Below are 22,493 nucleotides of genomic sequence, written 5' to 3' on the forward strand. Positions count from 1 at the left end.
CCGCGTTGTTCTAAGTCGAGAATTGGAAACCATCTCGGAAACGCCGTCGAGTTTGTTGTTTGCGAGGCGGCCGGCTGTCGGTCGGCAGCATCAATTGCTTGCTATCTTTAGGCAGAAGCGGCTAGGATTTCAACCTAACAATCGTTCGAAAACGAACGAATGTTAGAAAATAATGAAGACCATCAAGCCTGCGTTTCCTGGCTTGCGATCAGTTTTATGGACAGCCAATTGACCGCGATGAAATCCGCTGTCGCGACCGGGTCGGACGAGTTCAAGCTCAATCGCGCGCATTATCTGGAACGGATCGCTGATCTTCAGAAGCGCCGAATGGATGCCAACCAAGGCGGTTCCGGCAAGGCTCGTGCCCTGCATAAATCGCGCGGACAGCTGCTGCCGCGCGAACGCATCGCGGCGCTGATCGATCCGGGTTCGCCGTTTCTCGAGTTCGGTCACCTGGCGGGCGAGGGGATGTACGACGGCGTGCCGCCGGGCGCGACGATTATCACGGGTGTCGGACAAGTCTGCGGCCGCAGTTGCATGCTCATTGCCAACGACGCCACCGTGAAGGGGGGGACGCTGTTCGGCATGACAACGAAGAAGCATACCCGCGCCCAGTCGTTTGCCTGGCAACACCGGCTGCCCCGCATCACCTTGGTGCAGTCAGGCGGCGGCTTCCTGCCGGACATTGCCAATATCTTTCCGGACGAAGGGCAGGCCGGATCGATCATTTATAACCAGGTCACGATGTCGGCCGAGAATATCGCGCAGATCGCCGTCGTTCACGGCCCGTCAACCGCGGGCGGCGCCTACATTCCGGCGCTGTGCGACCAGGTGGTGATCGTGCGCAATCAGGGGGCGATGTTTCTCGGCAGCCCGCAACTGGTATTTGCCGCGACCCGTGAGACCATCGAGGTCGAACCGCTCGGCGGCGCGGAGATGCACAGCCGGATCAGCGGCGTCACCGACCATATCGCCGAGAATGACAGCCACGCGCTGGCGATCATGCGCAACATCGTCGCCAACCTGGGAGAGCCGCCGCGATCGCGCTGGACGGTCGAGCGGGGTGAACCGCCTTGCCATGCGATCGAGGAAATCTATGGAATCGTCAGCGCCAACCGGCGAATCCCGACGGATAACCGGGAGATCGTGGCGCGTCTTATCGACGGTAGCCGTCTTCAGGAGTTCAAGCAGCTTCACGGCGAAACCATGGTGTGCGGGTTCGCCCGCATCAGCGGCTTCGAGATCGGTATTCTGACCAATAATGGCGTGCTGTTCTCCGAAAGTGCGATCAAGGGCGCACACTTCATCGAATTGTGCTGCAAGCGCGATATACCACTGCTGTTCCTGGTCGATGTCTCCGGCTTTATGGTCGGGTCCGCTGTCGAGCGGCAAGGTATTGCCAAGCATGGCGCGAAGTTCATGACGGCCATGGCATGCGCCGATGTGCCGAAGTACACCATCATTACCGGCGGTTCATACGCGGCGGCCTATTTCGCAATGCTTGGCCGCGCGTTCAAACCGAACACAACGCTGATGTGGCCGAGTGCCCACGCGGGTCTAATGGGGCCAGAGCAGGCCGCGACAACGCTCGCCATGGTGCGCGACAACATTCACCAGCGCGAAGGCACCTCATGGACCGACGAGCAGCGGGAAGAATTCAAGCAGCCGATCCGCTGGGATTTCGAGGCGTTCGCCGATCCCTACAACTTTGCCCGCAATTTATGGTGCGACATGGTGATCGACCCGGTCGAGACCCGCGACGTCATGGCGCTGCTGCTGGATCTCGCCGGACGGACGCCCGCGAAGAAAACGAAGTTCGGCGTATTCCGGATGTAGCCAATGCGGGTCTTAAGTCAGGCGTTCCTGAAGCGGGGCAGTGTGATCTCGTCATTGATCTTTTCGCAGACCAGCATGACCTCCATGTCGAACACGACATCTTCGGGCTTGCCGCCGGTGTAGGTACTGATTATCCGCGGTCCTTCTTCAAGGTCGACTAGCAAAACCGCATAGGGAACGTCGGCCTTGAAGGCCGGTCCTGGCGCTCGATGCACCACGCTGAAGGAATGCACCTTGCCGCGTCCGCTCGCCCCGCGATGCGCAAGATTCTCGCCGCCGCATTCGCGGCACATCGCTTGCTGATAATATTGCACGTTGCCGCAATCGGCGCAGTGCTGCAGTAGCAGCATGCCGTCGCGCAGGCCGTGCCACAAGGTGGCGGAATCCGCGTCGGGCACGGGCATCGGTTTCTTCATGGCGTCCTCAGGTGAGATCACAGCGTGTTCTCCGTTCCCAGGATGGTGGTGGCGTTAGTTGCAAAACCGGCACCGAGGCTGTGCACCAGCCCGAGTTGGGCGTCCGGCACCTGGCGTTCGCCGCACTGGCCGCGCAGTTGCGCGATCACCTCATGAAAATGAAACAGCGATCCCGGCATTCCCGAATGCGCGAATGACAACAAGCCGCCATGGGTGTTTGACGGAATTTGGCCGCCATAGGTCATCTGCCCGTCTTCGACGAAGCGGCCGCCCTCGCCCTTGGGGCAGAAACCGAGATCTTCCAGCATCATGATAACGGTGCCGGTGAAGCAGTCGTAAACGCCGGCAACGTTGATATCTTTCGGGCCATATCCCGCCATCTCGTAAGCCCTGCGGCTCGACTCGACCGCGCCGGTGGTCGTCAGCGACGGCATCAGGAAAATATGTTCGTGGGTGTAACACTCGCCGCCGCCAAGAATATAAATCGGATTGTTGATGCCGAGCGTCTTCGCATGTTCGGCCGATGTCAGAATGAATGCCGCGCCGCCATCCGATATGAGCGAACAGTCAAGCTTGTGATACGGTGTTGTCACCATGCCTGAGCTTAGCACGTCGTCCACCGTGATCGGCGTGGTCTGCTGCGCGCCGGGGGTACGCATCGCGTGACGCCGCTGGATTACGGCGACTTCCGCGAGTTGCTCCGGTGTGGTGCCGTAATCCTTCATATGACGGTGCGCGGTCATGGCGAAGGTGTTCGCGACAGGAATGCCGAACGGCATCTCGTATTGCTGATCGCGGCTTTCCGTCATCGAGCGCAGCGCCATATCCGGGGTCAGGCCGGTCAGTAGGCTGTCGCCGCCAACCAAGAGTACGACCTCGGCGAGGCCGCCATGAATGGCAGCGGCACCAATATTGAACATCGTCGCCGCCGTCGCGCCGGACACCTGAAGCGTGTTCGAAAAGGTTGGCTGAATGCCTAAATACTCGCTGAACGCAACGCTGAAGCGATGGAAGGGAGAAGCGAAGGCATGACTCGACAGCACGCCGTCGATCTCGCTTTTCCCGATGCCGGCATCGGCCAGCGCCTTCTTCGCGGCGTCGGCGGCGAGCCATAACGGGCTCTTTCCCGGCACCCTGCCAACCGGCGACATTCCGATACCGATCACCGCAACCTTGCCGCGTAGCGTTTCTTTCCCAATGGAAGGCATTTGGTCTCCGCCCGGCGTCATGCGTGAAGGTCAGCTTCCAGCCGTCATGCGCGCCGAAGCGGCGCCCGTACTGCTGCCGGAGAATCCGAAGAACTTGGCGTAGGTATCGACCGGCACCCGCTTGGTGACGAGCTTGTTTTCGGGCGCAGCCGTGTCCTCGTAACCCAGCGCCACGCCGCAAATCAGGATTTCGGTGTCGTCAAACGAAAGTTGCTTGCGGATGATGTCGTGATACCAAGTGAACGCGGCCTGGCCACAGGTGTGCAGGCCATGACCGCGCGCGGCGAGCAGGATGTTCTGCAAGAACATACCCATGTCGATATAGCTGCCGGTGTTCAAGCGGCGGTCCATTGTCACGAAAAGTCCGACCGGGGCGTCGAAAAAAAGATAGTTGCGGTTCATCTGCGATGTGCGCGCGGCAACGTGGTCGCGGGCAATGCCAAGCTTTGCGTAAAGGTCGTAGCCGAGCTCGCGCCGGCGCCCGATATAGGGCTCGTGCCATTCGGTCGGATAATACTCATATTCCGGCCGATGCTTGTCCGGTTCGGTTTCGGCAGCTTTCAGGATGTCCGCGCAGAGCTGATCCTTCACCTCGCCCGCGATCGCGTAGACCTTCCACGGCTGGATGTTGTGGCCACTTGGCGCACGCGCCGAGACCTCAATGATTTTTCGCACGACCGGTTCTGGAACCGGCTTGGGAAGAAATCGCCTGACCGAGCGCCGCGTCAAAATGGCTTCTTCGACATTCATGTTTCCGTCTCCGATTGCGGTGCCTTGCCGCGAGCAGTTTTCGTTCGACGAAAATTGCGACGCGAAGAGCTAATGGACGTGTCCGTATTAGCTGTTTACCCGTTGCCTTTCGCCCGCCAGCCTGGCTTCGAGCTCGTGGCGCTGAACCTTGCCGCTGGTGGACCGCGGAAATTCCGAAAAATCAATGAACCGGAACTGCCGGGGACATTTGTATCCGGCAAGATCGCGGCTGCACAGAGCAAGCAAACTGGCCTCGGTGACCGTGGTGTCGCGGCGCGACACGAATGCCACGGGAACTTCACCCCATTTCACATCGGGGACACGCACGACCGCGGCCTCGGTGATCCCTGCATCACTCATCAAAACGCGCTCGATCTCGGCTGGATAAACGTTTTCGCCGCCGGTCTTGATCATGTACTTGGCGCGATCGACGAAATCGAGCGAGCCGTCGTCGTTGCGTCGAAACACGTCGCCCATGTGAAACCACCCGCCGCGAAAGTCGCGTGCGTTGGTATCATCAGCTTTCCAATAGCCGGAGAACAAAGTTGGGCTGCGAATAGCCAACTCTCCCGGTGCGCCAATCGGAACCTCCTTGTCGGCAGAATCGACGAGCTTGATGTCGCAGAACGCGCTTTGTTGCTTCGACAGGCTGCTGAGGACCTCGCCCACCGGGATCAATGATCTGGTTGCCGGCGGCAAGCCGGTCTCGGTCGAACCAAAACTGTTGACGTAGGGAGCTCGCAGCAGGTCAGTGACCTCGGCGATGACATGCGCAGGGACCAGGTCGGCCATCGCGCCGCAAACACCAACGCCCTTTACGGTCGTGTTCCGCGCCTTGAAGCCGGCGATGAATGCTTCAATCATGCCCGGGATCAAGACAAACCAGCCAATCCGATGGCGCTCCAAAGCAGACAATAACGGCTCGATCTGGAAACCGTCGACCACGACGACCGTTCCGCCACGCAAGAGTGTCGCGAGACTGTGGTCCGTGGATGCCATGTGAAACAGCGGTGCCCAGGCCACAAAGGTATCGTGATGCGAAATGTTCAGCTCGGAGCTGAACACCAGCGCCCGCATGATCATCGCCCGATGCGATATGACGGCCCCTTTGGGCTGGCCGGTGGTCCCACTGGTGTAAAGGATCACCAGGCCGTCTTCGGACTCCGCTGCAATGGGCAGCGCATGACCGTTTTGGTCTTGCAATATATGCTCGTATTGCGGGCCGATCTTGATGATCTTGCGGTCCCCTACGGGAGAAAGCTCGAGATTTCCGGCCAGTTCTTCTTCAACAATCAAGAGCTTCGGTGAGACCAGACCGATACAGTAGGCGAGTTCCCGCTGCGACAATCGCCAGTTCAGGCAAGCGGTGATGATCCCGAGATTGGCGGCCGCCAGCTCCACTTCGAGATACTCCGGTCTGTTACGCGAGAGCAATGCTACGCGGTCGCCTCGTCGAAGATCTTGGCTCGCCAGCATCGAGGTCGTGCGATGCACACGGTCAAGGAGCTGCCCATAGCTGATATGTCTGCCCTGATACTCGATCGCCACCGAAGATTTGTGGATCAGCGCTCTCGCGCGAAACAGCTCGCCAATCGTGGGACTGGCGCCCGCCCTCGTTGTCAGAGCTTTTTCGTGCCCGTCTGTCACGGCAAATCCTCCGAGTCTTGCTCTCGCCGCCCCCGACGACGGCCTCAACTGAAAAGTATAAGCTTGCAGCCTTTCCCGATCGGTTTTAAATTCTAACATCTGTTCGAATGAATTCATAGCAGGTTCGTGGCGAGGACGTATCGGAAGGCAGGAGAAATCTGCCGACTGCGATATGCATCATCATTCCCTGTAAGATTTAACCCGACCAAGCAAATCAACCAAGTGTCCAGAAGGGAAGCCGATGTCCAATCGTTATGCTGCTTATACCAAATTGAAGCTCGACTATCCGTCCAAGCGGGTTCTCCGGCTCACATTCGACCGGCCCGAGACCTACAATTCGGTCGACGCCGAGACCCACACTCAGCTCACCAATATCTGGCGTGACATCAACGACGATCCGGATATCAACGCGATCATCGTGACCGGAGCTGGCAAAGCCTTTTCGGCGGGGGGCGATTTCGAGCTGATCAAGAGTATTCTCGACAACCCGGTCGCACGGATGTCGACCTGGAAGGAGGCCAAGGATCTCGTTTATAACGTTATCAATTGCAACAAGCCGATCATCTCGGCGATCAACGGCGTCGCCGTCGGTGCAGGTCTCGTCGTCGGAATCCTGGCCGATATCTCGATTTGTGGAAAGTCCGCGCGCATCGTCGATGGTCATACGCGGCTTGGCGTCGCGGCGGGCGATGTCGCTTGCATCATCTGGCCGTTATTGTGCGGCCTTGCAAAAGCAAAGTATTACCTGCTGACCTGCAAGCCATTGTCCGGCGAGGAAGCCGAGCGGATCGGTCTGGTGTCGCTATGCGTCGAAGACGCAGATTTGCAGAGGATAGCGCTCGAGACGGCCGAGGAACTTTCCAATGGTGCGCAGAGCGCGATCCGTTGGACCAAGTACGCTCTTAACAACTGGTTGCGTGTCAATGGTCCGCTGTTCGATACCTCGACCGCGCTTGAGATTTTGGGTTTCACCGGCGCCGAGGCGCGCGAGGGATTGGCGTCGCATCTCGAAAAACGCAAGCCGGTGTTTCCGCAGGATTGCCCGCTCTGATTTTCGCGCGCGACGGTCATCTCAGAAGGGGGCCGGAATTTCACTCGGCCTTCTTCTTGCGGCAGCCGTTGGCCGAGAATTATTTCATCGAACTGACGATCTCGCGAAGCCTGAATTTCTGCACTTTGCCGCTGGGCGTTTTCGGCAAGGCGTCGAGCACCTCAATGCGCTCCGGCCAGTAGTTCTTGGCTACAGCGTTCTCCGCCATATATGCCATCACGTCAGCTAACGTCAGTAATGCTCCCTCGCGCAGCACGACACAGGCACAGGCCCGCTCGCCCAAGCGTTCATCTGGCACTCCGACGATTGCGACTTCTCGGACGGCTGGATGGCGATACATCAGCTGCTCAATCTCGATCACGGGAACATTCTCGCCGCCGCGGATGACGATGTCCTTGGTGCGCCCCGTGATACGAATGTAGCCGTCCTTGTCCTTGCGGGCGAGGTCGCCGGTCTCGAACCAGCCATCCTGATCGACGGCATAGAGATGCGGCCGCTTGAGGTAGCCCACAAAGGTGCCGGGGCCCCTCGCTTGTAGACGCCCTTCTTCATCGTGAGGCAGGACGTTGCCCCCGCCATCGACGATCCTGACTTCCATACCCTGGCTTGGGCAACCGTCGGTCTCGAAGACCTTTTCCGGTGGATCTTCGAGCCTGGTGGTCGTTACCAGCCCGTTTTCCGTCATCCCCCATCCCGAGACGATGTGCGCACCAAGATTCTGTGTGGCCTGGCGCACTAAAACACGGGGAATTGGGGCGCCTGCCGATACGAAAGTGCGCAGTGAACGCAGCGCTTCAGGCCGCCGCTCCGCCTCCGCAGTCAAATCCGCCAGAAACGGTGTCGATGCCATGGTCATCGTCACGCGCTCTGTCTCGACAATGTCGACCGCCTTGGCTGGATTCCAGATATCCTGAAGAACAACCCGTCCTCCCAGAAACAGCGGCAGAAGCAGGCCGACGAGAAAACCGGTCTGATGGGCCATCGGCGAGGCCATCAGCACGACATCGTTGGCTGTGAGACGGACGCGATCCTCAAAATATCGCACGCTGTTCAGCAACGTATTGCCTGTATGCATCACTCCCTTGGGCTCACCTGTTGTGCCCGACGTATAAAGCAATTGCACGACATCATCGGCCGAGGCAGCGGTCGCTGCCTCAACCCGCTTTCCCGGCGAATTCAGCACGGTCTCGAAGTCTCGATTGTCGCCCGAACCGATAATGAAGACGTGCTCGAGTGTGGGCACCTTGACCTTGAGGCGGTCCGCCATTGCGGCGTGATCGAAATCGCGAAATCGCTGTGGAACGATCAGCACGCGCGTCTCGGCCAAGAGCAGCATGAATTCCATTTCGCGATCGCGGAAAATAGGCATGATGGGATTTGTGACCGCGCCGATCCGCAGCAGTGCGAGGTGAAGAACCATGAATTGCCACCAATTCGGCAACTGATACGACACCACTTCGCCAGGCTTGACACCAAGCCGCAACAAATTAGCCGCGATTCGCTCTGCAGCTTGCTGCAGTTCGCCGTATGTCAGCGCCGTACGACGGTTGGACGCAGCTTCGTAGCCAACAACCGCGAGCCGCGCTGGATCGTTTCTGGCATGCCTGGAAAAAAACTCGAGCAAGGTTTGATCGCTCCAAAATCCAGCGGCCCGCATCGCTTGCTTGCGTTGATCTGACAAGATCGGATCCATCCCCATTGTACACCTCTCCTTATGAAATCCTTGGAGCACCGAGGTCGGGGCCCAGGAAAAAGTCCGCTTCCATCTCGCCCGACAGCTCGCCATTTCCTCCGTGGTTTATGCGGCGCCAAGTTTCTCGCGGAGCCTGTCAACTGCTTCGGGATTGGCGAGTGCGGAAAGATCGCCGGGATCCTTGCTTTCGAACACTGCACGCAGTACCCGGCGCATGATCTTCATATTGCGCGTTCGCGGCAGATCATCGACAAACAGTATCTTTTCCGGCCGATAGGACGCGCCCATACCTTCGACGATGGCGGACGACAGTTCTTCCGCGATATCCTTCTTAATGTCTATGCCCGGCATGGGGACACAGGCGCAGACGATCGCCGAACCTTTTACCGGGTGCGGAATACCGAACACCGCCGCCTCGGAGACCTTGCCGGTGTCGATCAAAATGCCTTCGAGCTCGGACGGCCCGGTCCGCTTGCCTGAAATCTTGATGGTGTCGTCGGAGCGCCCGAGAATATAGTAAAGCCCATCATGTCCGCGCATCGCAAAATCGCCATGCACCCACAGGCCGGGAAGCGTGCTCCAGTAGCTTTCGATATAGCGCGCATCGGCCTTCCACAAGCTCTTGGTCAACCCGATCGACGCATGGCGGAGCACCAGTTCGCCGACTTCGCCGGGTGGCAAGCTTTTGCCGGACATATCCACGATGTCCGCGCCGACGCCGAGCGCCGGACGCGAGAACGAACCGGGGTTCATCGGATGGTTCGGCGTCCCCGTGAAGATGCAGCCTCCAACCTCGGTGCCGCCGGAAATGTTGATGATCGGAAGCTTTCTCTTGCAGACATACTCGAAGAACCATTGCCACGGTGCGTTGGTCCATGCCTCACCGCCGGACGCAGTCATACGCAGGCTCGACAGATCGTGGCGCTCGACGTCCTGCGTTCCATAGCGCATCAAACTACGGACTATGGTGGGGGATACTCCGAGATAGCTGACGCGATGATCCTGGATCAGCCGCCAGAACCGTCCAGTGTCCGGAAAATCCGGCGTGCCCTCGGCGATCAGAAGGCTCGCGCCGGCGAAGCTGGGAATACAGGCGCACATCGCCCCGACCATCCAGCCCATGTCACTGAGGAAGAAAAAACGGTCCGACGATTTGAAATCGGCGCAGATGATCATGTCGCGCGTGACCATAGAACCGATGAAGCCGATATGGGTCCAAACGCAACCCTTCGGTTCGCCGGTGGTCCCCGAAGTGTACAGCAGAATCGCGGGATCTTCCGCATTCATTTCGACGGTCGCGATCGCGCCATCCTTGTCGGCGACGATATCGTGCCACCAGTGATCGCGGCCCTCCAGCATCGGGGTTTCGATATCAAGGCCTTCGCGATCGACGACGATCACGTGCTGCACTGTCGGTGAGGATTCGAGTGCTACGTCGAGGACGGATTTGAGCGGTGCCGCGGCGCCACGCCGCCAGGTTCCGCTCGCGGTGATGACAGCTTTGGCGCCGCCATGGTTGAGTCGGGTTTGCATGGGAGCTGGACCGAAGCCTGAGAACAGCGGCATCAGGATCGCGCCCAATTTCAACACCGCGAAGAACGCGATAAAGGTTTCCGGCACGTTCGGCATGTAGAGTGCGACCACATCACCTTTGCCGATGCCGAGATCGGTCAACGCGAGCGCAAGTCGTCCAATTTCGTGGTCGATTTCGCGATATGAGAGGTTGCGCTGTTCGAGTTTATCTTCGCCCTCCCAGACGAGAAACGTCTGATCCCAGACGTCGGTGCCGCGATGCTTGTCAATACAATTCAGCACGACGTTGGTGGTCCCGCCGACGCACCAGCGTGCCCATGGCTGCCCGCGCGACAAATCCAGCATGCGGTCGTAAGAGCGATAAAACCTGACGCCGCAGAACTTGAAAACCTCTTCCATGAGCCATGCCGGATCGGCCTCAGCCTTCGACGCGAGGTGATCGTAATCGTCATATCCGGTTGCGCCCAGGAAAGCGGTCAGATTACTTGCTGCAATTAGCTCGGGCGGAGGTGTCCATGCATAGGACGTTGGATTATTCATCGACCACGTTCCCTGATTTGCAGTCAAGTTCAATTCGGGATTGACTTACCGGCCGATAGGAACGCATGCCCGATCGAACACGAGACGGTGGACAGGCCCGTCCGATAAGCATGTGTCCAGCATGGACGCCTAATGCTAACGCTCGTCCTGCGAGTTCGATTCTAACAATCGTTTGATAGATCTATTCGTATGGAACAACAATGAGGTATCCGTCTTCGGGCGCCGGTCGCGACCCGATTTGACTTGCCTCAATTTCTAACATCTGTTAGGTGAATGCAAGTACCAATCGAGGCGCAAGTGACAATCAACCCGGACCTCGCGGAATTTCTCGCTCCAACGCATTATGTGGATTGCGACTCACCTGCGATTAGAGATTTTGTCTCGCGTGTGGCTGGCGACAAACAAGACCAGTCGGCCGCCGAGAAGGCGATCCTCCTATTTAACGCGGTACGAGACCAGATCAGATACGACCCCTACGCGGTGAGTTTGTTCGAAGCCGATTATCGCGCCAGCGAGATTCTCAAAATGCCTTCGGCGTTTTGTGTTCCGAAGGCAATATTGTTGACGGCCGCCATGCGCGCAGCGGGAATCCCCGCCGCGATCGGCTTTGCAGACGTTCGCAACCATCTGAATTCCCCCAAGCTGACGGAGTTAATGGGGACTGATCTCTTCATTTATCACGGCTACGTCGCGCTTTGGCTCGACGGGAAGATGTTCAAAGTCACGCCCGCGTTCAACATGGAGCTATGTGAACGATTTGGAGTCCGACCTCTTATCTTTGACGGTACGGCTGACGCCTTGTTTCACGAGTTCGACACGAACGATCATCGCCATATGGAATACGTCAATGACCGAGGTTGGTTCGCCGACGCGCCGATACGCAAGATGCTTGAGGACTTCCGCGTTGCATATCCCGCGCTGGTGACATTGAATACTGGTGATGTCTCAATAGATGACGCCGCCTTCGGAGCGCCTCAATCAAGGGAGTAGGCCGGAGCGGACGAAACCACGGGATCTGACCACCCGAACCCACGCGCGAGCGGAATATGACACCCTGCGCGCAACGTGGTTCATCGCTGGCGCGGTCGGCGTCATCCAATTGGCTCACCCCAAAAGCCTACGCACGGCCGCACGGGTTTCGCCGAGAGATGGCAGCGGCGATAGGTACGCTCATTCTGAGGCCTGCCGCAATTCGGAAGGTTGCTTAGCGTATTGAACGGCGACACGTCCGACCTTTTCGCGTGCGATGACAAGTTTCTGAATTTGTGCGGTCCCGTCACCGATTTGTAGACCCATGACATCGAGGTAACGCTGATGAAACGGCAGATCGGTGGTGTAACCGTAGTGGCCGTGAGTGAGGAGGCACTGGTGGATGATCTCGCAGGTCACCTTCGGCACATACCATTTGCACATCGCAGCTTCCGCGGTGTGTCCAAGCCCGCGATCTCTTAGCGAAAGGGTATAGTAGCAAAGCTGCCGCATCATGGTGAGCTGGGTCTCGGCTTCCGCGAGCGGAAAGCTCACGCCCTGAAACTGCGCGATCGGCCGCTCGAAGGCGGTTCTTTGCGTCGAGTATTGCCATGCTTCATCGACCGAGGCCTGGGCCGGCCCGATGCACTCAAGGCCGATCAAGGCACGGCTATAGTCGAAGCCCGACATGATCTTGGAGAAGCCCTTGTTCTCCTCCGCCATCAGGCACTCGGCCGGAATGAAGACATCGTCGAAGAACACCGAGCCCCGGCCGACGGGTTTGGTGCCGATATCGTCGAAGTGAGTGCGTGTGATTCCCTTCTGCGCCAAATCGACAAAGAATGCGCTGACGCCGCGCGCGCCGTCTTCGATTTTCCCGGTGCGGGCAAAGATGATTGCTGCATCACATTGATCCGCAAAGCTCATCGATGTCTTTTCGCCATTGAGGCGGTAGCCGTTGCCGGATTTTTCGGCTCGCAGAATAAGATTGGCCGCGTCCGAACCGCCCCGCGGCTCGGTCAGGCCGAGGCCGATGATCTTCTCACCGCGGGCCACTTGCGGTAGCCACTCCTGAGCGATTTCGGGCGAGGCGTGCTCTGCGAGCATCCCGCCGAGCAGTGACGCCAGAAGCTGAACGTAGCTGGCATTGAAGTCTCCATAAGCGATCTGCTCGACAATAATGCCTGCCGTCACGCTGCTCTCGCCCAGGCCGCCGTATTTTTCCGGCAGATCGGCGCCGATCAGGCCGAGTGACCCCATTTGTTTCAGCATGGCACGATCAATGCGGTGTTCCCCGGCCCGCCTCTGATAGTGGGGGCCCAGCTTGTCCTTCGCAAAACGCTTCGCGGTTTCCTGGAAAGCCTGCTGTTGCTCGCTAAGCGCGTAATCCATCGCGACCTCTCCCATCTAGGTGATCTTGAGTTCTTGCATTCAGTCTAACAACTGTTAGAAATTTAACAACCAGCCACGGAGCCAAGTCCATGCTGACGCCAACCGATCCCGGCACACCGCTCTATCCTCATTTGCTATCTCCGCTGAAGGTCGGGCGAACCACGTTGCGTAACCGCATGATCATGGGGTCGATGCACACCCGCCTCGATATGGAGGCGAACGGCGTGCACAAGATGGCGGTTTTCCTTGCCGAACGGGCCAAGGGGGAGATCGGACTTATCATCACCGGTGGCTATGCGCCCAACACCGCGGGTTTGATCGAGCCTGGCGGGCCGATTTTGACCGAACGTGCGCAAGCCCTTGAACTTCGCCGCATCACCGATGCCGTTCATCAGCACGGCGGTAAAATCTGCATGCAGGTGCTGCATTCGGGCCGCTATTCAAAGCAACGGGACTGTGTCGGTCCCTCCGACATTCCGACCCGCATCAATCGGTTTCCCCCGCGCGCAATGACTGGGGCAGAGATTGAACAGACGATCTCGGATTACGTGCGCTGCGCGCTGCTCGCAAAGGAGGCCGGGTTCGATGGCATTGAGATCATGGGATCGGAAGGTTACCTCATTAATCAGTTTGCGGTGCTGCGAACCAACAACCGTACCGACGAGTGGGGTGGATCGGAGGAAAACCGTCATCGGCTCGCAGCGGAACTCGTCAAACGCTCGCGAGACGCCACCGGCGATGATTTCATCATTGTCTACCGAATCTCGGCGTTGGACCTCGTCGAAGGCGGTGCAACCGGCGAGGAGATCGATCGGCTTGCCCAGCGGGTCGAGGCCGCGGGCGCCGACATTCTCAACACCGGTATCGGCTGGCATGAGGCGCGCGTTCCCACGATCGCTTACGTCATCCCGCGTGGCGCATGGCGTTTTCCGGCCTCACGTTTGAAGAAAGCGGTCGGGATTCCGGTGGTGGCATCAAACCGCATCAATACTCCCGATGCCGCCGAGGAAATTCTGGCGGCTGGCGATAGCGATCTAATATCGATGGCGCGCCCGATGCTTGCCGATCCCCACTTTGCGAAGAAGGTGCGGGAGGGCAACGCCGGCAAAATCAACATCTGCATCGCCTGCAATCAGGCCTGCCTTGACCTGATCTTTTCCGAGCGGACCGCGAGTTGCCTGGTTAATCCGCGCGCCTGCCGCGAGACTGAGTTCGAGGACGGCCCGGCTGAGACCTCGCGCAAGGTCGCAGTGATTGGCGCCGGCGCGGGCGGTCTCGCAGCTGCCGCGGAAGCCAGCCGCCGCGGGCACAAGGTAACCTTGTTTGAGGCCGCTGATCGCATAGGCGGGCAGATTAACCTCGCCCGAGCAGTCCCGGGCAAGGTCGAGTTCGACGAAATGCTGAATTATTACAGCGGCCAGATTGCCGACGGTGGCGTCGATCTCAGGTTGAATTCGGCGCCGATGGTTAGTGACCTGAAGGACGCCCGGTTCGATGTTGTCGTTGTCGCCTGTGGTGTCCATCCTCGCGTCCCGGAGATTGAACGCATCAATCATTCGAAGGTGGTGTTTTACAACGATCTATTGAGCGGGAGGCGCCACGCGGGGCGGCGGGTTGCCATCATCGGCGCTGGAGGTATCGGTTTCGATGTCGCCGAATACCTCTGCCATTCGCAGCCTGATGAATCGCCAAAATCACGTGCTATGGATATTCGTGAATTTCAGCAGGAGTGGAATGTCGATGCCAGCCTTACGAAGGCCGGCGGGCTATTAGGCGATCCGCTGGCCCCAAAGCCAGGTCCACGCGAAATTACAATGCTGCAGCGCAAAACGACGCGGCCTGGCCTCGGTCTCGGCGTCTCGACCGGTTGGATCCTGCGTAACAGTCTTGAGAAGCGCGGAGTCAAGATTATCGGTGGAGTCACCTATCAGCGAATCGACGATCAAGGTTTGCATTTCCTCGCCGAGGGCGAGCCACGCACGTTACTCGTTGATACGATCGTGATTTGCGCCGGCCAAGAGTCGAACCGTGGCTTGTTCGATGAATTGCGCGAGGCGGGCATAGAGGCGCATGTCATCGGCGGTGCCAAGGAAGCTGCCGAACTCGACGCGATGCGCGCGGTCGAGGAAGGCGTGCGGGTCGCGCAGGCGCTTTGATGTGGTCGGGAGCCTGAGATGAGTTCGCAAAGTAGCCAGCCGAGTTACGGGTTCACCGACGACGAGCTCTCCACGATTCCAACAGTGTACCGACCTGATCTGTTCGCCGGCCAGACCGTCATCGTCAGCGGCGCGGGGAGCGGTCTCGGGAAGGCGATCGCATTCCTGTTTGCAAGGCTTGGTGCCAATCTGGCAATCTGCGGGCGCGATGCCGAGAAGCTCGCACGCGTCATTCCGGTTCTAGAGGGTCTCGGCGCCCGCGTCTTCAGCAAAAGTCTCACGATCCGCGATCCCGATCAGGTCGACGAATTCGTCAAAGACGTCTGGGATCATTTTGGCCGTCTTGATGTGATGGTCAACAATGCCGGTGGGCAGTTCGCCCAGATGGCCATCGACTTCAAGCCAAAGGGCTGGAAGGCGGTGATCGATACCAATTTGAATGGATCATGGTGGATGATGCAGGCCGCGGCGCGCGAATGGATCGAGCGGGGTAGGACCGGAAACATCGTCAATATCGTTGCGTTGATCTGGCGAGGCCTGCCGGGGATGGCGCACACTGTCGCGGCGCGGGCCGGCGTGATCTACGCCTCCAAGACCGTCGCTGTCGAATGGGCACCGCACGGCATCCGGGTGAACTGTGTTGCCCCTGGCGTTAATGAAACCACGGCATTCGGCCGCTATGTTCCGGAAGGCTCCGCGACTTATAAGGAAGCGAATCCCATGAAACGGCACGGCGACGCTTGGGATATCGCCGAGGCCTGCGCTTATCTCGCTGCGCCGTCCGGGAAATTCATCACAGGCGAAACCCTTTCGGTAGATGGCGGGCAACAAATGTGGGGCGATCCGTGGCCCGCCGGACGTCCGGAGTATTTCCGCATTGGTCAGACGTAAACCTGGCGCTGCCGTCTCGTCGCGCGGGCGGCTGCACCCCTCGCGATCATGGTTCGAAGCGCCGCTCCGGAGCAGCCTGCTTGACTGGAGCCCGGGTAAGCCCGCCCGAGGGGCAGAAACGCATCACAGCTATCAATTTGACTTCGCGTCGCCGCGCTCGCGTTTGGTAAATTTGACGGCGTCGATCATGTCGCGGGCGTCGTGCGCCAGATGCAGCGTTTCGCCGCCGTCGATATACCAATCCTCGCCCGTGACGAACTGACCGAGCGGCGAGGCTAAAAAGATGATTGCCGCAGAAATATCCTCCACGCTGCCCATGCGTCCCAGCACGTTGCGGTTGAGCTCACCCAGTCCTCCGGCGGGATCGGATAGCGGCCGAGCGCCTCGGTCTTGATGGTCCCGGGTGCGACGCAGTTTAGGCGAATCCCGAACTCCGCCCACTCGTAGGCAAGCGTTCGCATCATCGCGGTGACGCCGCCGCGGTATGCACGAAGCCGCCAAGACCGCTGCGGACGCAGGCGGTTACGAACACGATCGATCCGCCATTCGCCAGCATGAAATGGTCCGCGACGGACTTGGTCACCTGCCAGGAGCCGATCAGGTTGTTGCGGATCACGGTCTCAAAGCCCTTGTTGCTGAGTTCGCGGGCTGGCGTCTCGAATTGTCCGCCAGCATTATTGACGAGGATATTGAGCCCACCGAACTCGGCCTTGATCTTCTGCATCGCCCGTTCGATCAGATCAGGCTCGCGAATGTCCGCCGATACAGCAAATGCTTCACCACCTGCATCGCGGATTACCTTCGCGGTGCTCTCTATTGGATCAATACGGCGGCCGAGAACGGCGACGCGGGCCCCGCTGCGAGCCATCTCGATGGCCGTTGCACGGCCCATTCCAGTGCCGCCGCCGGTGACAAGCGCGACCTGACCCTTGAGGAGGTCCGGGGCGAAGCGCATTTTTGGAGAACTCTCGTGCATCACCGATCCCATACCTGAAATGCGTTTGCGTTCAAACTCAGTTTATTCTAACATATGTTAGAATATGTAAAAAGGGTAGGTCGATGTCAGACGATGAACCTGTTCGTTATTCGGTCGAGAATGGCGTCGCCAAGATTACCATCGATCGGCCCGAGCGCAAGAACGCGTTGTCGGTTGAGGCGATGAACGGTTTGACTACCGCTTGGGAACGTGTCGAACGGGATTCCCGGGCGAGGGTGGTGATCCTGACCTCAGCCGACTGCGGCGTATTCTCCGCCGGTCTAGACCTCAGGCAGGCAGCCGAGATCAGGGCACGTGACGGTGTTGATATTCTGACCCTGATGCGCGATCCAATGCAAACGGCCATGCGAGCCGTTTCAAAGCCGATCATCGCGGCAATGACCGGATCGCTGATGGCGGGCGGGATGCTGTTGGCGCTGAAGTCCGACCTTAGGATAGGTTTGCGCGGAACGCGAGCCGGTATCACCGAGGTCAAGATGGGGCGGGGATCGCCGTGGGCGGTACCGCTGCTCTGGATGTTACCGCAGCCGGTGCTGATGGAACTCGTCTTGACCGGCGAGACCATGCCGATCGAGCGACTGGCGGAACACGGTTTCGTTAACTATCTGGAAGAAACCCCCGACGCTGTTCGCGCGCGTGCATTACAGCTTGCGCACATGATCGCAGAAGGCGCACCATTATCGGTGAGGGCGGCAAAGGCCAGCGTGTTGGCTGCGATGGATCTTGGCTGCGAGAAGGGACTTGTTGAGGCCAACAGCCTTCATGTTGAAACCTACGCAAGTCTCGATGCCGTCGAAGGCCCAAGAGCCTTTGCCGAGAAACGCAAACCAGTCTGGCAAAGCCAATAAGGTAAGGCAGACGAGGACTGTGTGGCCTGCATGCTTTCAAGCCGATAATGGATATCAGTTCATCTGAAAATTGTTCCTTAATCGGCAAGGTCAACGATGAGCACTCGACTCGTTCGGCCTATTTCGAAAAAGAACATGAATTGCTGAAAGCCCAGCTACGGCGTTTCGTCGAGGAGGGGGTCCAGCACCGCGCTTCAATGGCAGCAGGATGGCATGGTGCCGCGCGACGTGCTGCAGCGCTCGGGTGAGCTGGTTGCCCCGGTATCAGCTTCCCAGCGGAATACGGGGGCTCCGATACGGATACGGTGGCGACAGTCGTGCTGGCCGAGAAATTAGGACGACCGACGTTCTCGGGCGCAGCGATCACACCGCTGGTTCATACCGATATAGCCTGGGTGCACGCGTACAACGGGGGCTTGCAGGTCTTTGAAAGACCGCTTCATGCTGGATGTCAGTACCGGGAGGAAGATAATCGCGGTCGGCGTCACCGAACCTAGCGCGGGCTCCGATGTGAAAGGAATTCGCGCCACCGCACGTCGCGACGGCGACAGCTACGTGCTTAGTTGCGCCAAGATGTTCATTACGAGCGGCGTGCACGCGGATCTTTGTTGCATCGCGGCCAATACCAATCCGGACATGCGGCCTTCCCAGCGTATCTCGATGCTGCGGGTAGAGATGGGTTATGCTGGGATTTCGCGTTGTGCGCGCGCTGGACAAGCAGGACTTGAGATCCTCTGACACGGCGGAGTTGCTGCTCGAGGATTGCCGGGTCTCCTCGACGAACCTGCTCGGGTAAGAAGGGGCTTCTACGCAATCATGCGAAATTTCCAGAACGAGCTGATCGTCATCTGGCGCAAGCCGCGATCGAGATCGCTTGAATTGGGTCACACAACGGCGGACATTCGGCGCGCCGCTTTGGTCCCGGCAAACGATCCGTTACCGCATGCTATGTTAGCAGCCAAGGTCGCGGCAGGGCGGCAGCTCGTCTGTCATGCGGCGTGCTCTTGACGCAGGCATCAATGCCACCAAGGAAGCCTCGATGGTCAAGGCTTACTGCGGCGAGTTCCTCAACGAAGTGATCTATACCTGCCTGCAGTTTCATGGCCGCATGGGTTATATGCGACAGTACGATCGAGCGAATGTCACGCTACGCGCGACGCGTTCAGTCCATGGCGGTACCACCGACGTGATGCTGGAAGAGGTTGCCAAGCGGATGTGCTACGTCGCACACGATCGGGCGCTACTAGCGCGGCAAAATGCCATTGAAGATTAATAACGTGGTGCGGTCCGCCAAGTCTTGCACCGAACTCCTTTTTCGCGCATCAAACCACTCAACGGTCCAATTCAGAGCGCCAAGGATGAACCTGCGCAGTGGAACAATTACTAAGTCCGAGCGGATTTCGCCGGCACGCTGCGCATCCACCAGTATGTCATCCCAATATTTGCCATAGGCGCGGCGCAGTGGTCGATGCCGCTTCTTGATGCGCTCGGGCAATTGACCGTAGATACGCATATTGGCGGAGGTATAATCGCTCTCTTGCAGCAAGGTGACCAGATGGGCTTTGATCGCGGCGCTGATCTTGTCCCGGTGCGATTCCTTGCCAAGGTCTTTCACGCTCACCTTCACCGCATCGAATATGCGTTGCAATCCGAGTTGGAGGATTTCGTCCAATATAGCGGTTTTCGAATCGAAGTGGTAATAGATGCTGCCCGCCTTCATCCCAGCCTTGTAAGCGATCTGTCGAAGCGTCGTTGCGGAATAGCCCTGCTGTCGAAAGAGCAGTGCTGCGACCCGGAGGATGAGGTCGCGTGAGACCTGCGATTTCGACGGCATAGAAAGCGCGGGGTCTTTACGCTTGGGCCCGCGCTTAACAACCGGTTTCTTTTTTGATGAAAACTTCAAATCTTGCTCGCGCAAACCCTATTGGCATCGGCGTACAAAGCCGCAGCTTTAGCAGCAGATGAGAATGCCCATGCAATAAACCAATAAGACTCGTTGGGCAACATTGCGAAGCTCGGGACGACCCCAGAACTTTCAGTCGGCGACCAGCAACTGATTCTTCCTCGTGTTCCGGGACAAGGCCCGCGACCCGGCATCTCCACCCTTTGAGGCGGCTTTCGGTGAGCCCTTCGCTGACCTGACCGATATTTTGGACCAGCGGGATTGAGACTACTGCATCGCTGCGCCCCGATCCAGATGCTGCTGTGTAGGTGCCGATGTTTGCGGTGCCGGCGGCCGGTAGCTCAGAGATGAGCGTGGTCGGATAATGTTGAAGTGCTTGCGTTATTGTTCGATCACGACAGTGGCCTACTTCAGGCTGTAAAAGAATTCACCGTTGCATTCATCGCGCAATTTCCCGTTGAAGTACTCGCAGTTGCCGTTCTACGCGCCTTACCGAAACAGCGGTCAAGCGATGACCGATCTCTTGGGTGGACAATTCGACTATTACATGTGCGACGCGGTTACCGCGCTGCCGTAGATTCAAGCCAACAAAATCAGGGCTCTGGCGGTGACCAGCAAGGAAGCAGTGCCGATGCTGCCCCACATCCCTCCGCTTGCGCGGCTCGGGTATCCGGATTTTGATATAGCATCGTGGATCGCGATCTGGAGCTCGGCAAAGACGCCGACTGCGGTATCGAGCAGGCTCAGCGATATCATTGTGCAGGCCTTCGACGCCCCTGAAGGTGTAGCTTCCTGCTGAAAGCGGGTCTCGCGCCGATGAAGGGCGGCTCCGAAGCGCTCCGGGCGCTGCAGCGGCGCGATACGGAAGTTTTCCGAAACCTGATCATCGAAGCCGGGATGCAGCGCGACTAGATCCTGCCTGCGTGGACGGCGTGGTGAGTAATCGAGCGGGCGCGCGTCAAAAACTCGATGCGCTTTCGCTTACGGCGTTGCTTGCGATTCAATCCGCTTCCGGTGCGGCCTTGAGATAGATCATCGTAACATTGGATTGAAAGGGAGCAAGCATGGAGTTTGCGCTCTCCGAGCAGCAAGAAGCCATTGGCAGCGCGATCGCCAAGATATGCATGGACTTCGATGACGCCTACTGGCTGAAGAAGGATCGTGGAGGCGGCTTTCCGCAGGATTTCTACGCGGCGTTCGCCAACTCCGGCTGGCTGGGCATCTGCATTCCCGAAGCGTACCGCGGATCCGGCCTCGGTATTACGGAGGCAGCGATCATGATGCGCACAATCGCTGAATCAGGTGGTGGAATGTCGGCGCCTTCTGCGGTTCACATCAATATTTTTGGCCTAAACCCGGTGGTAGTGTTCGGCTCAGAAGAGCAGCGCAAGCGCATGCCCGCCGATGGCTGAAGGGAAGGATAAGGCGTGCTTCTCGGTCACGGAACCGAACACTGGCCTCAACACGACACAGCTCAAGACTCGCGCAGTGAAGAAGAATGATCGCTATATCGTCAACGGGCAGAAGGTTTGGATATCGACCGCGCAGGTTGCGAATAAGATACTCCTGCTCGCGCGAACCACACCGCTGGAGGAGGTCAGGAGGCCAACCGATGGCCTTAGCCTGTTCTACGCGGATTTCGACCGGAAGCGGATCAAGGTCCATGAGATCGAGAAAATGTGCCGACATGCCGTCGATTCCAACGAGCTTTTCTTTGAGGATTTTGAGATTCCGATGGAAGATCGTGTCGGCGAGGAGGGGCGTGGATTTGAGTATATCCTTGAAGGCATGAATCCGGAGCGCATTCTTATCGCTTCCGAGGCTGTTGGCCTGGGGAAATTAGCGCTGTCCTGTGCGGTAGAATATGCGCGTAGCCGCGTCGTGTTTAATCGGCCGATTGGGAAGAACCAAGCCATTCAGCATCCACTCGCAGTTAACTGGGTCGAACCCGAGTCGGCATGGTTGATGGCGATGTCGGCTGCGTGGCGGTACGACAACGGTATGCCATGCGGTACAGCCGCCAATAGCGCGAAGTACCTCGCGGGAGAGGTTGGCTTTCGTGCGTGCGTCGATCATGTGATTGACGAGGCCGCCGAGCGAAGAGCAGTTGACGATGGCGCCGGTTCCCTGGCCGCGCATGACGAAGCTCGTGTTTCATGCAGGCCCAGATACCGCGCAAGTTGATGGCGTTTACGCGATCAAAGTTCTCGGCCAACTCGTCGGGGGCGTCGCTCGGCCGGGCCATGCTGATCATAGGCCTTCGCCAGCCGAAACACCTGACGCCGGCCAAGCCCCATCAACGTTGCGGCGTCCGCAACTTTGATCCTGTTCGCCGCCCGATCCTGCAACACGCGCATCCGGTCGATCTCCGTCCGGCTCATCGCAATCACCGTCATCGGCCCGATACTCCCCAACTGAAACCGTGGAGAGTGACATCTCTATCTGGGCCAGAGCTATCGCCAAATTTTGGTGACGGCCGGAGCCGGTCAGGCGGCGGCGGTTATGGGCTGACGGTCGGTCGGCTTGGCGATGACCTCGATCCCATCGTTGAATGTCACACCGAGAACAAGTTTTGGCAACTGGTTGTGGCCATCGAGACGCCGCCAGCTTTTCTGCGCGGCCTCAAGCAGTTTGAAGACCATCGCGAGCGCCGTCCTGTTGGA

At 58.6% G+C, this 22,493-nt stretch carries 24 protein-coding genes and 4 pseudogenes; 13 read left to right on the forward strand and 15 right to left on the reverse strand.

Annotated features, from left to right (window positions below; genetic code table 11):
• Positions 1-216: 216 nt before the first annotated feature.
• A complete protein-coding gene (locus tag ACP7AL_RS25145) occupies positions 217-1,836 on the forward strand; it encodes an acyl-CoA carboxylase subunit beta (RefSeq protein ID WP_425995343.1) in 1,620 nt (539 codons plus the stop codon).
• Between the two features lie 17 nt (positions 1,837-1,853).
• Here the strand turns inward: ACP7AL_RS25145 and ACP7AL_RS25150 are convergent, their stop codons facing one another.
• The 4 genes from ACP7AL_RS25150 to ACP7AL_RS25165 form a co-directional block, all read right to left on the reverse strand.
• Complete coding sequence (locus tag ACP7AL_RS25150; protein ID WP_425995383.1) at positions 1,854-2,240, reverse strand: Zn-ribbon domain-containing OB-fold protein; 387 nt, start codon at positions 2,238-2,240, stop codon at positions 1,854-1,856.
• Positions 2,241-2,269: 29 nt separating this feature from the next.
• A complete protein-coding gene (locus tag ACP7AL_RS25155; protein WP_425995345.1) occupies positions 2,270-3,460 on the reverse strand; it encodes a thiolase C-terminal domain-containing protein in 1,191 nt (396 codons plus the stop codon).
• Between the two features lie 30 nt (positions 3,461-3,490).
• Complete coding sequence (locus ACP7AL_RS25160) at positions 3,491-4,210, reverse strand: nitroreductase (RefSeq protein ID WP_425995347.1); 720 nt, start codon at positions 4,208-4,210, stop codon at positions 3,491-3,493.
• Between the two features lie 87 nt (positions 4,211-4,297).
• Complete coding sequence (locus tag ACP7AL_RS25165; RefSeq protein WP_425995349.1) at positions 4,298-5,974, reverse strand: class I adenylate-forming enzyme family protein; 1,677 nt, start codon at positions 5,972-5,974, stop codon at positions 4,298-4,300.
• Between the two features lie 124 nt (positions 5,975-6,098).
• Here ACP7AL_RS25165 and ACP7AL_RS25170 point away from each other — a divergent pair, with 124 nt between their 5' ends.
• Complete coding sequence (locus tag ACP7AL_RS25170; RefSeq protein WP_425995351.1) at positions 6,099-6,908, forward strand: enoyl-CoA hydratase/isomerase family protein; 810 nt, start codon at positions 6,099-6,101, stop codon at positions 6,906-6,908.
• A gap of 79 nt (positions 6,909-6,987) precedes the next feature.
• On the opposite strand, the gene ACP7AL_RS25175 is transcribed toward ACP7AL_RS25170, so the two are convergent.
• Both ACP7AL_RS25175 and ACP7AL_RS25180 read right to left on the reverse strand, forming a co-directional pair.
• The gene (locus ACP7AL_RS25175) at positions 6,988-8,607 is read right to left on the reverse strand and encodes an AMP-binding protein (protein ID WP_425995353.1); all 1,620 of its coding nucleotides are present in this window, start codon (positions 8,605-8,607) and stop codon (positions 6,988-6,990) included.
• A 99-nt stretch (positions 8,608-8,706) separates the two neighbouring features.
• Entirely contained in the window at positions 8,707-10,674 is a 1,968-nt protein-coding gene (locus tag ACP7AL_RS25180) for an AMP-binding protein (RefSeq protein ID WP_425995355.1), read from the reverse strand.
• Positions 10,675-10,971: 297 nt separating this feature from the next.
• On the opposite strand from ACP7AL_RS25180, the gene ACP7AL_RS25185 reads away from it, so the two are divergent.
• Positions 10,972-11,664, forward strand: coding sequence for a transglutaminase-like domain-containing protein (locus ACP7AL_RS25185; RefSeq protein WP_425995357.1), 693 nt, complete (start codon positions 10,972-10,974; stop codon positions 11,662-11,664).
• A 180-nt stretch (positions 11,665-11,844) separates the two neighbouring features.
• Here the strand turns inward: ACP7AL_RS25185 and ACP7AL_RS25190 are convergent, their stop codons facing one another.
• Positions 11,845-13,035 (reverse strand): acyl-CoA dehydrogenase family protein, encoded by a 1,191-nt coding sequence (locus ACP7AL_RS25190; RefSeq protein WP_425995359.1) that lies wholly within the window; start codon positions 13,033-13,035, stop codon positions 11,845-11,847.
• A gap of 89 nt (positions 13,036-13,124) precedes the next feature.
• Here ACP7AL_RS25190 and ACP7AL_RS25195 point away from each other — a divergent pair, with 89 nt between their 5' ends.
• Together ACP7AL_RS25195 and ACP7AL_RS25200 are read left to right on the forward strand one after the other, a co-directional pair.
• Positions 13,125-15,191 (forward strand): FAD-dependent oxidoreductase, encoded by a 2,067-nt coding sequence (locus ACP7AL_RS25195; RefSeq protein ID WP_425995361.1) that lies wholly within the window; start codon positions 13,125-13,127, stop codon positions 15,189-15,191.
• 18 nt (positions 15,192-15,209) lie between these two features.
• Positions 15,210-16,082 (forward strand): SDR family oxidoreductase, encoded by an 873-nt coding sequence (locus ACP7AL_RS25200; protein ID WP_425995363.1) that lies wholly within the window; start codon positions 15,210-15,212, stop codon positions 16,080-16,082.
• A gap of 132 nt (positions 16,083-16,214) precedes the next feature.
• Here the strand turns inward: ACP7AL_RS25200 and ACP7AL_RS25205 are convergent, their stop codons facing one another.
• Genes ACP7AL_RS25205 through ACP7AL_RS25215 form a run of 3 tightly spaced genes read right to left on the reverse strand, consistent with a single transcriptional unit; the run spans position 16,215 to position 17,037 of the window.
• Entirely contained in the window at positions 16,215-16,400 is a 186-nt protein-coding gene (locus tag ACP7AL_RS25205; protein ID WP_425995385.1) for an SDR family oxidoreductase, read from the reverse strand.
• Positions 16,358-16,546, reverse strand: a complete 189-nt coding sequence (locus ACP7AL_RS25210; protein ID WP_425995365.1) for an SDR family oxidoreductase — start codon at positions 16,544-16,546, stop codon at positions 16,358-16,360. The genes ACP7AL_RS25205 and ACP7AL_RS25210 overlap by 43 nt, the downstream gene beginning before the upstream one ends.
• The gene (locus ACP7AL_RS25215; protein ID WP_425995367.1) at positions 16,543-17,037 is read right to left on the reverse strand and encodes an SDR family NAD(P)-dependent oxidoreductase; all 495 of its coding nucleotides are present in this window, start codon (positions 17,035-17,037) and stop codon (positions 16,543-16,545) included. Before ACP7AL_RS25215 ends, ACP7AL_RS25210 begins: the two co-directional genes overlap by 4 nt.
• A 104-nt stretch (positions 17,038-17,141) precedes the next feature.
• Between ACP7AL_RS25215 and ACP7AL_RS25220 the strand changes: the two genes are divergently transcribed.
• From ACP7AL_RS25220 to ACP7AL_RS25240, 5 genes are all read left to right on the forward strand, one after another.
• On the forward strand, positions 17,142-17,927 hold the full coding sequence (locus ACP7AL_RS25220) for an enoyl-CoA hydratase/isomerase family protein (protein WP_425995387.1): 786 nt from the start codon (positions 17,142-17,144) through the stop codon (positions 17,925-17,927).
• 47 nt (positions 17,928-17,974) lie between these two features.
• On the forward strand, positions 17,975-18,175 hold the full coding sequence (locus tag ACP7AL_RS25225) for a hypothetical protein (protein ID WP_425995369.1): 201 nt from the start codon (positions 17,975-17,977) through the stop codon (positions 18,173-18,175).
• 57 nt (positions 18,176-18,232) lie between these two features.
• Positions 18,233-18,424: a hypothetical protein gene (locus ACP7AL_RS25230; RefSeq protein WP_425995371.1), complete on the forward strand. Its 192-nt coding sequence runs from the start codon at positions 18,233-18,235 to the stop codon at positions 18,422-18,424.
• Positions 18,369-18,665, forward strand: coding sequence for an acyl-CoA dehydrogenase family protein (locus tag ACP7AL_RS25235; protein ID WP_425995373.1), 297 nt, complete (start codon positions 18,369-18,371; stop codon positions 18,663-18,665). The genes ACP7AL_RS25230 and ACP7AL_RS25235 overlap by 56 nt, the downstream gene beginning before the upstream one ends.
• A gap of 253 nt (positions 18,666-18,918) precedes the next feature.
• Positions 18,919-19,200 (forward strand): acyl-CoA dehydrogenase family protein, encoded by a 282-nt coding sequence (locus tag ACP7AL_RS25240; RefSeq protein ID WP_425995375.1) that lies wholly within the window; start codon positions 18,919-18,921, stop codon positions 19,198-19,200.
• Here the strand turns inward: ACP7AL_RS25240 and ACP7AL_RS25245 are convergent.
• Both ACP7AL_RS25245 and ACP7AL_RS25250 read right to left on the reverse strand, forming a co-directional pair.
• On the reverse strand, positions 19,171-19,830 hold the full coding sequence (locus ACP7AL_RS25245; protein ID WP_425995377.1) for a TetR/AcrR family transcriptional regulator: 660 nt from the start codon (positions 19,828-19,830) through the stop codon (positions 19,171-19,173). The two genes, ACP7AL_RS25240 and ACP7AL_RS25245, sit on opposite strands and share 30 nt — an antisense overlap.
• A 267-nt stretch (positions 19,831-20,097) precedes the next feature.
• Positions 20,098-20,310 (reverse strand): annotated as a pseudogene (locus ACP7AL_RS25250) (integrase core domain-containing protein); the annotation flags it as partial.
• On the opposite strand from ACP7AL_RS25250, the gene ACP7AL_RS25255 reads away from it, so the two are divergent.
• The 3 genes and pseudogenes from ACP7AL_RS25255 to ACP7AL_RS25265 all read left to right on the forward strand — a co-directional run.
• Positions 20,264-20,407: a hypothetical protein gene (locus ACP7AL_RS25255; protein ID WP_425995379.1), complete on the forward strand. Its 144-nt coding sequence runs from the start codon at positions 20,264-20,266 to the stop codon at positions 20,405-20,407. The pseudogene ACP7AL_RS25250 and the gene ACP7AL_RS25255 overlap by 47 nt on opposite strands.
• A gap of 54 nt (positions 20,408-20,461) precedes the next feature.
• Positions 20,462-20,629 carry a hypothetical protein gene (locus ACP7AL_RS25260; protein WP_425995389.1) on the forward strand — a complete coding sequence of 56 codons (168 nt, stop codon included), beginning with the start codon at positions 20,462-20,464 and terminating at the stop codon, positions 20,627-20,629.
• Between the two features lie 265 nt (positions 20,630-20,894).
• A pseudogene (locus ACP7AL_RS25265) lies at positions 20,895-21,912 on the forward strand (acyl-CoA dehydrogenase family protein); the annotation flags it as partial.
• On the opposite strand, the pseudogene ACP7AL_RS25270 reads toward ACP7AL_RS25265, so the two are convergent.
• From ACP7AL_RS25270 to ACP7AL_RS25280, 3 genes and pseudogenes are all read right to left on the reverse strand, one after another.
• A pseudogene (locus ACP7AL_RS25270) lies at positions 21,913-22,042 on the reverse strand (SDR family oxidoreductase); the annotation flags it as partial.
• The gene (locus ACP7AL_RS25275) at positions 22,029-22,226 is read right to left on the reverse strand and encodes a helix-turn-helix domain-containing protein (protein ID WP_425995381.1); all 198 of its coding nucleotides are present in this window, start codon (positions 22,224-22,226) and stop codon (positions 22,029-22,031) included. The gene ACP7AL_RS25275 and the pseudogene ACP7AL_RS25270, both read right to left, overlap by 14 nt.
• A 90-nt stretch (positions 22,227-22,316) precedes the next feature.
• A pseudogene (locus ACP7AL_RS25280) lies at positions 22,317-22,493 on the reverse strand (IS256 family transposase); the annotation flags it as partial.

Source organism: Afipia sp. DC4300-2b1, from assembly GCF_049895725.1.
GTDB lineage: Bacteria > Pseudomonadota > Alphaproteobacteria > Rhizobiales > Xanthobacteraceae > Afipia > Afipia broomeae.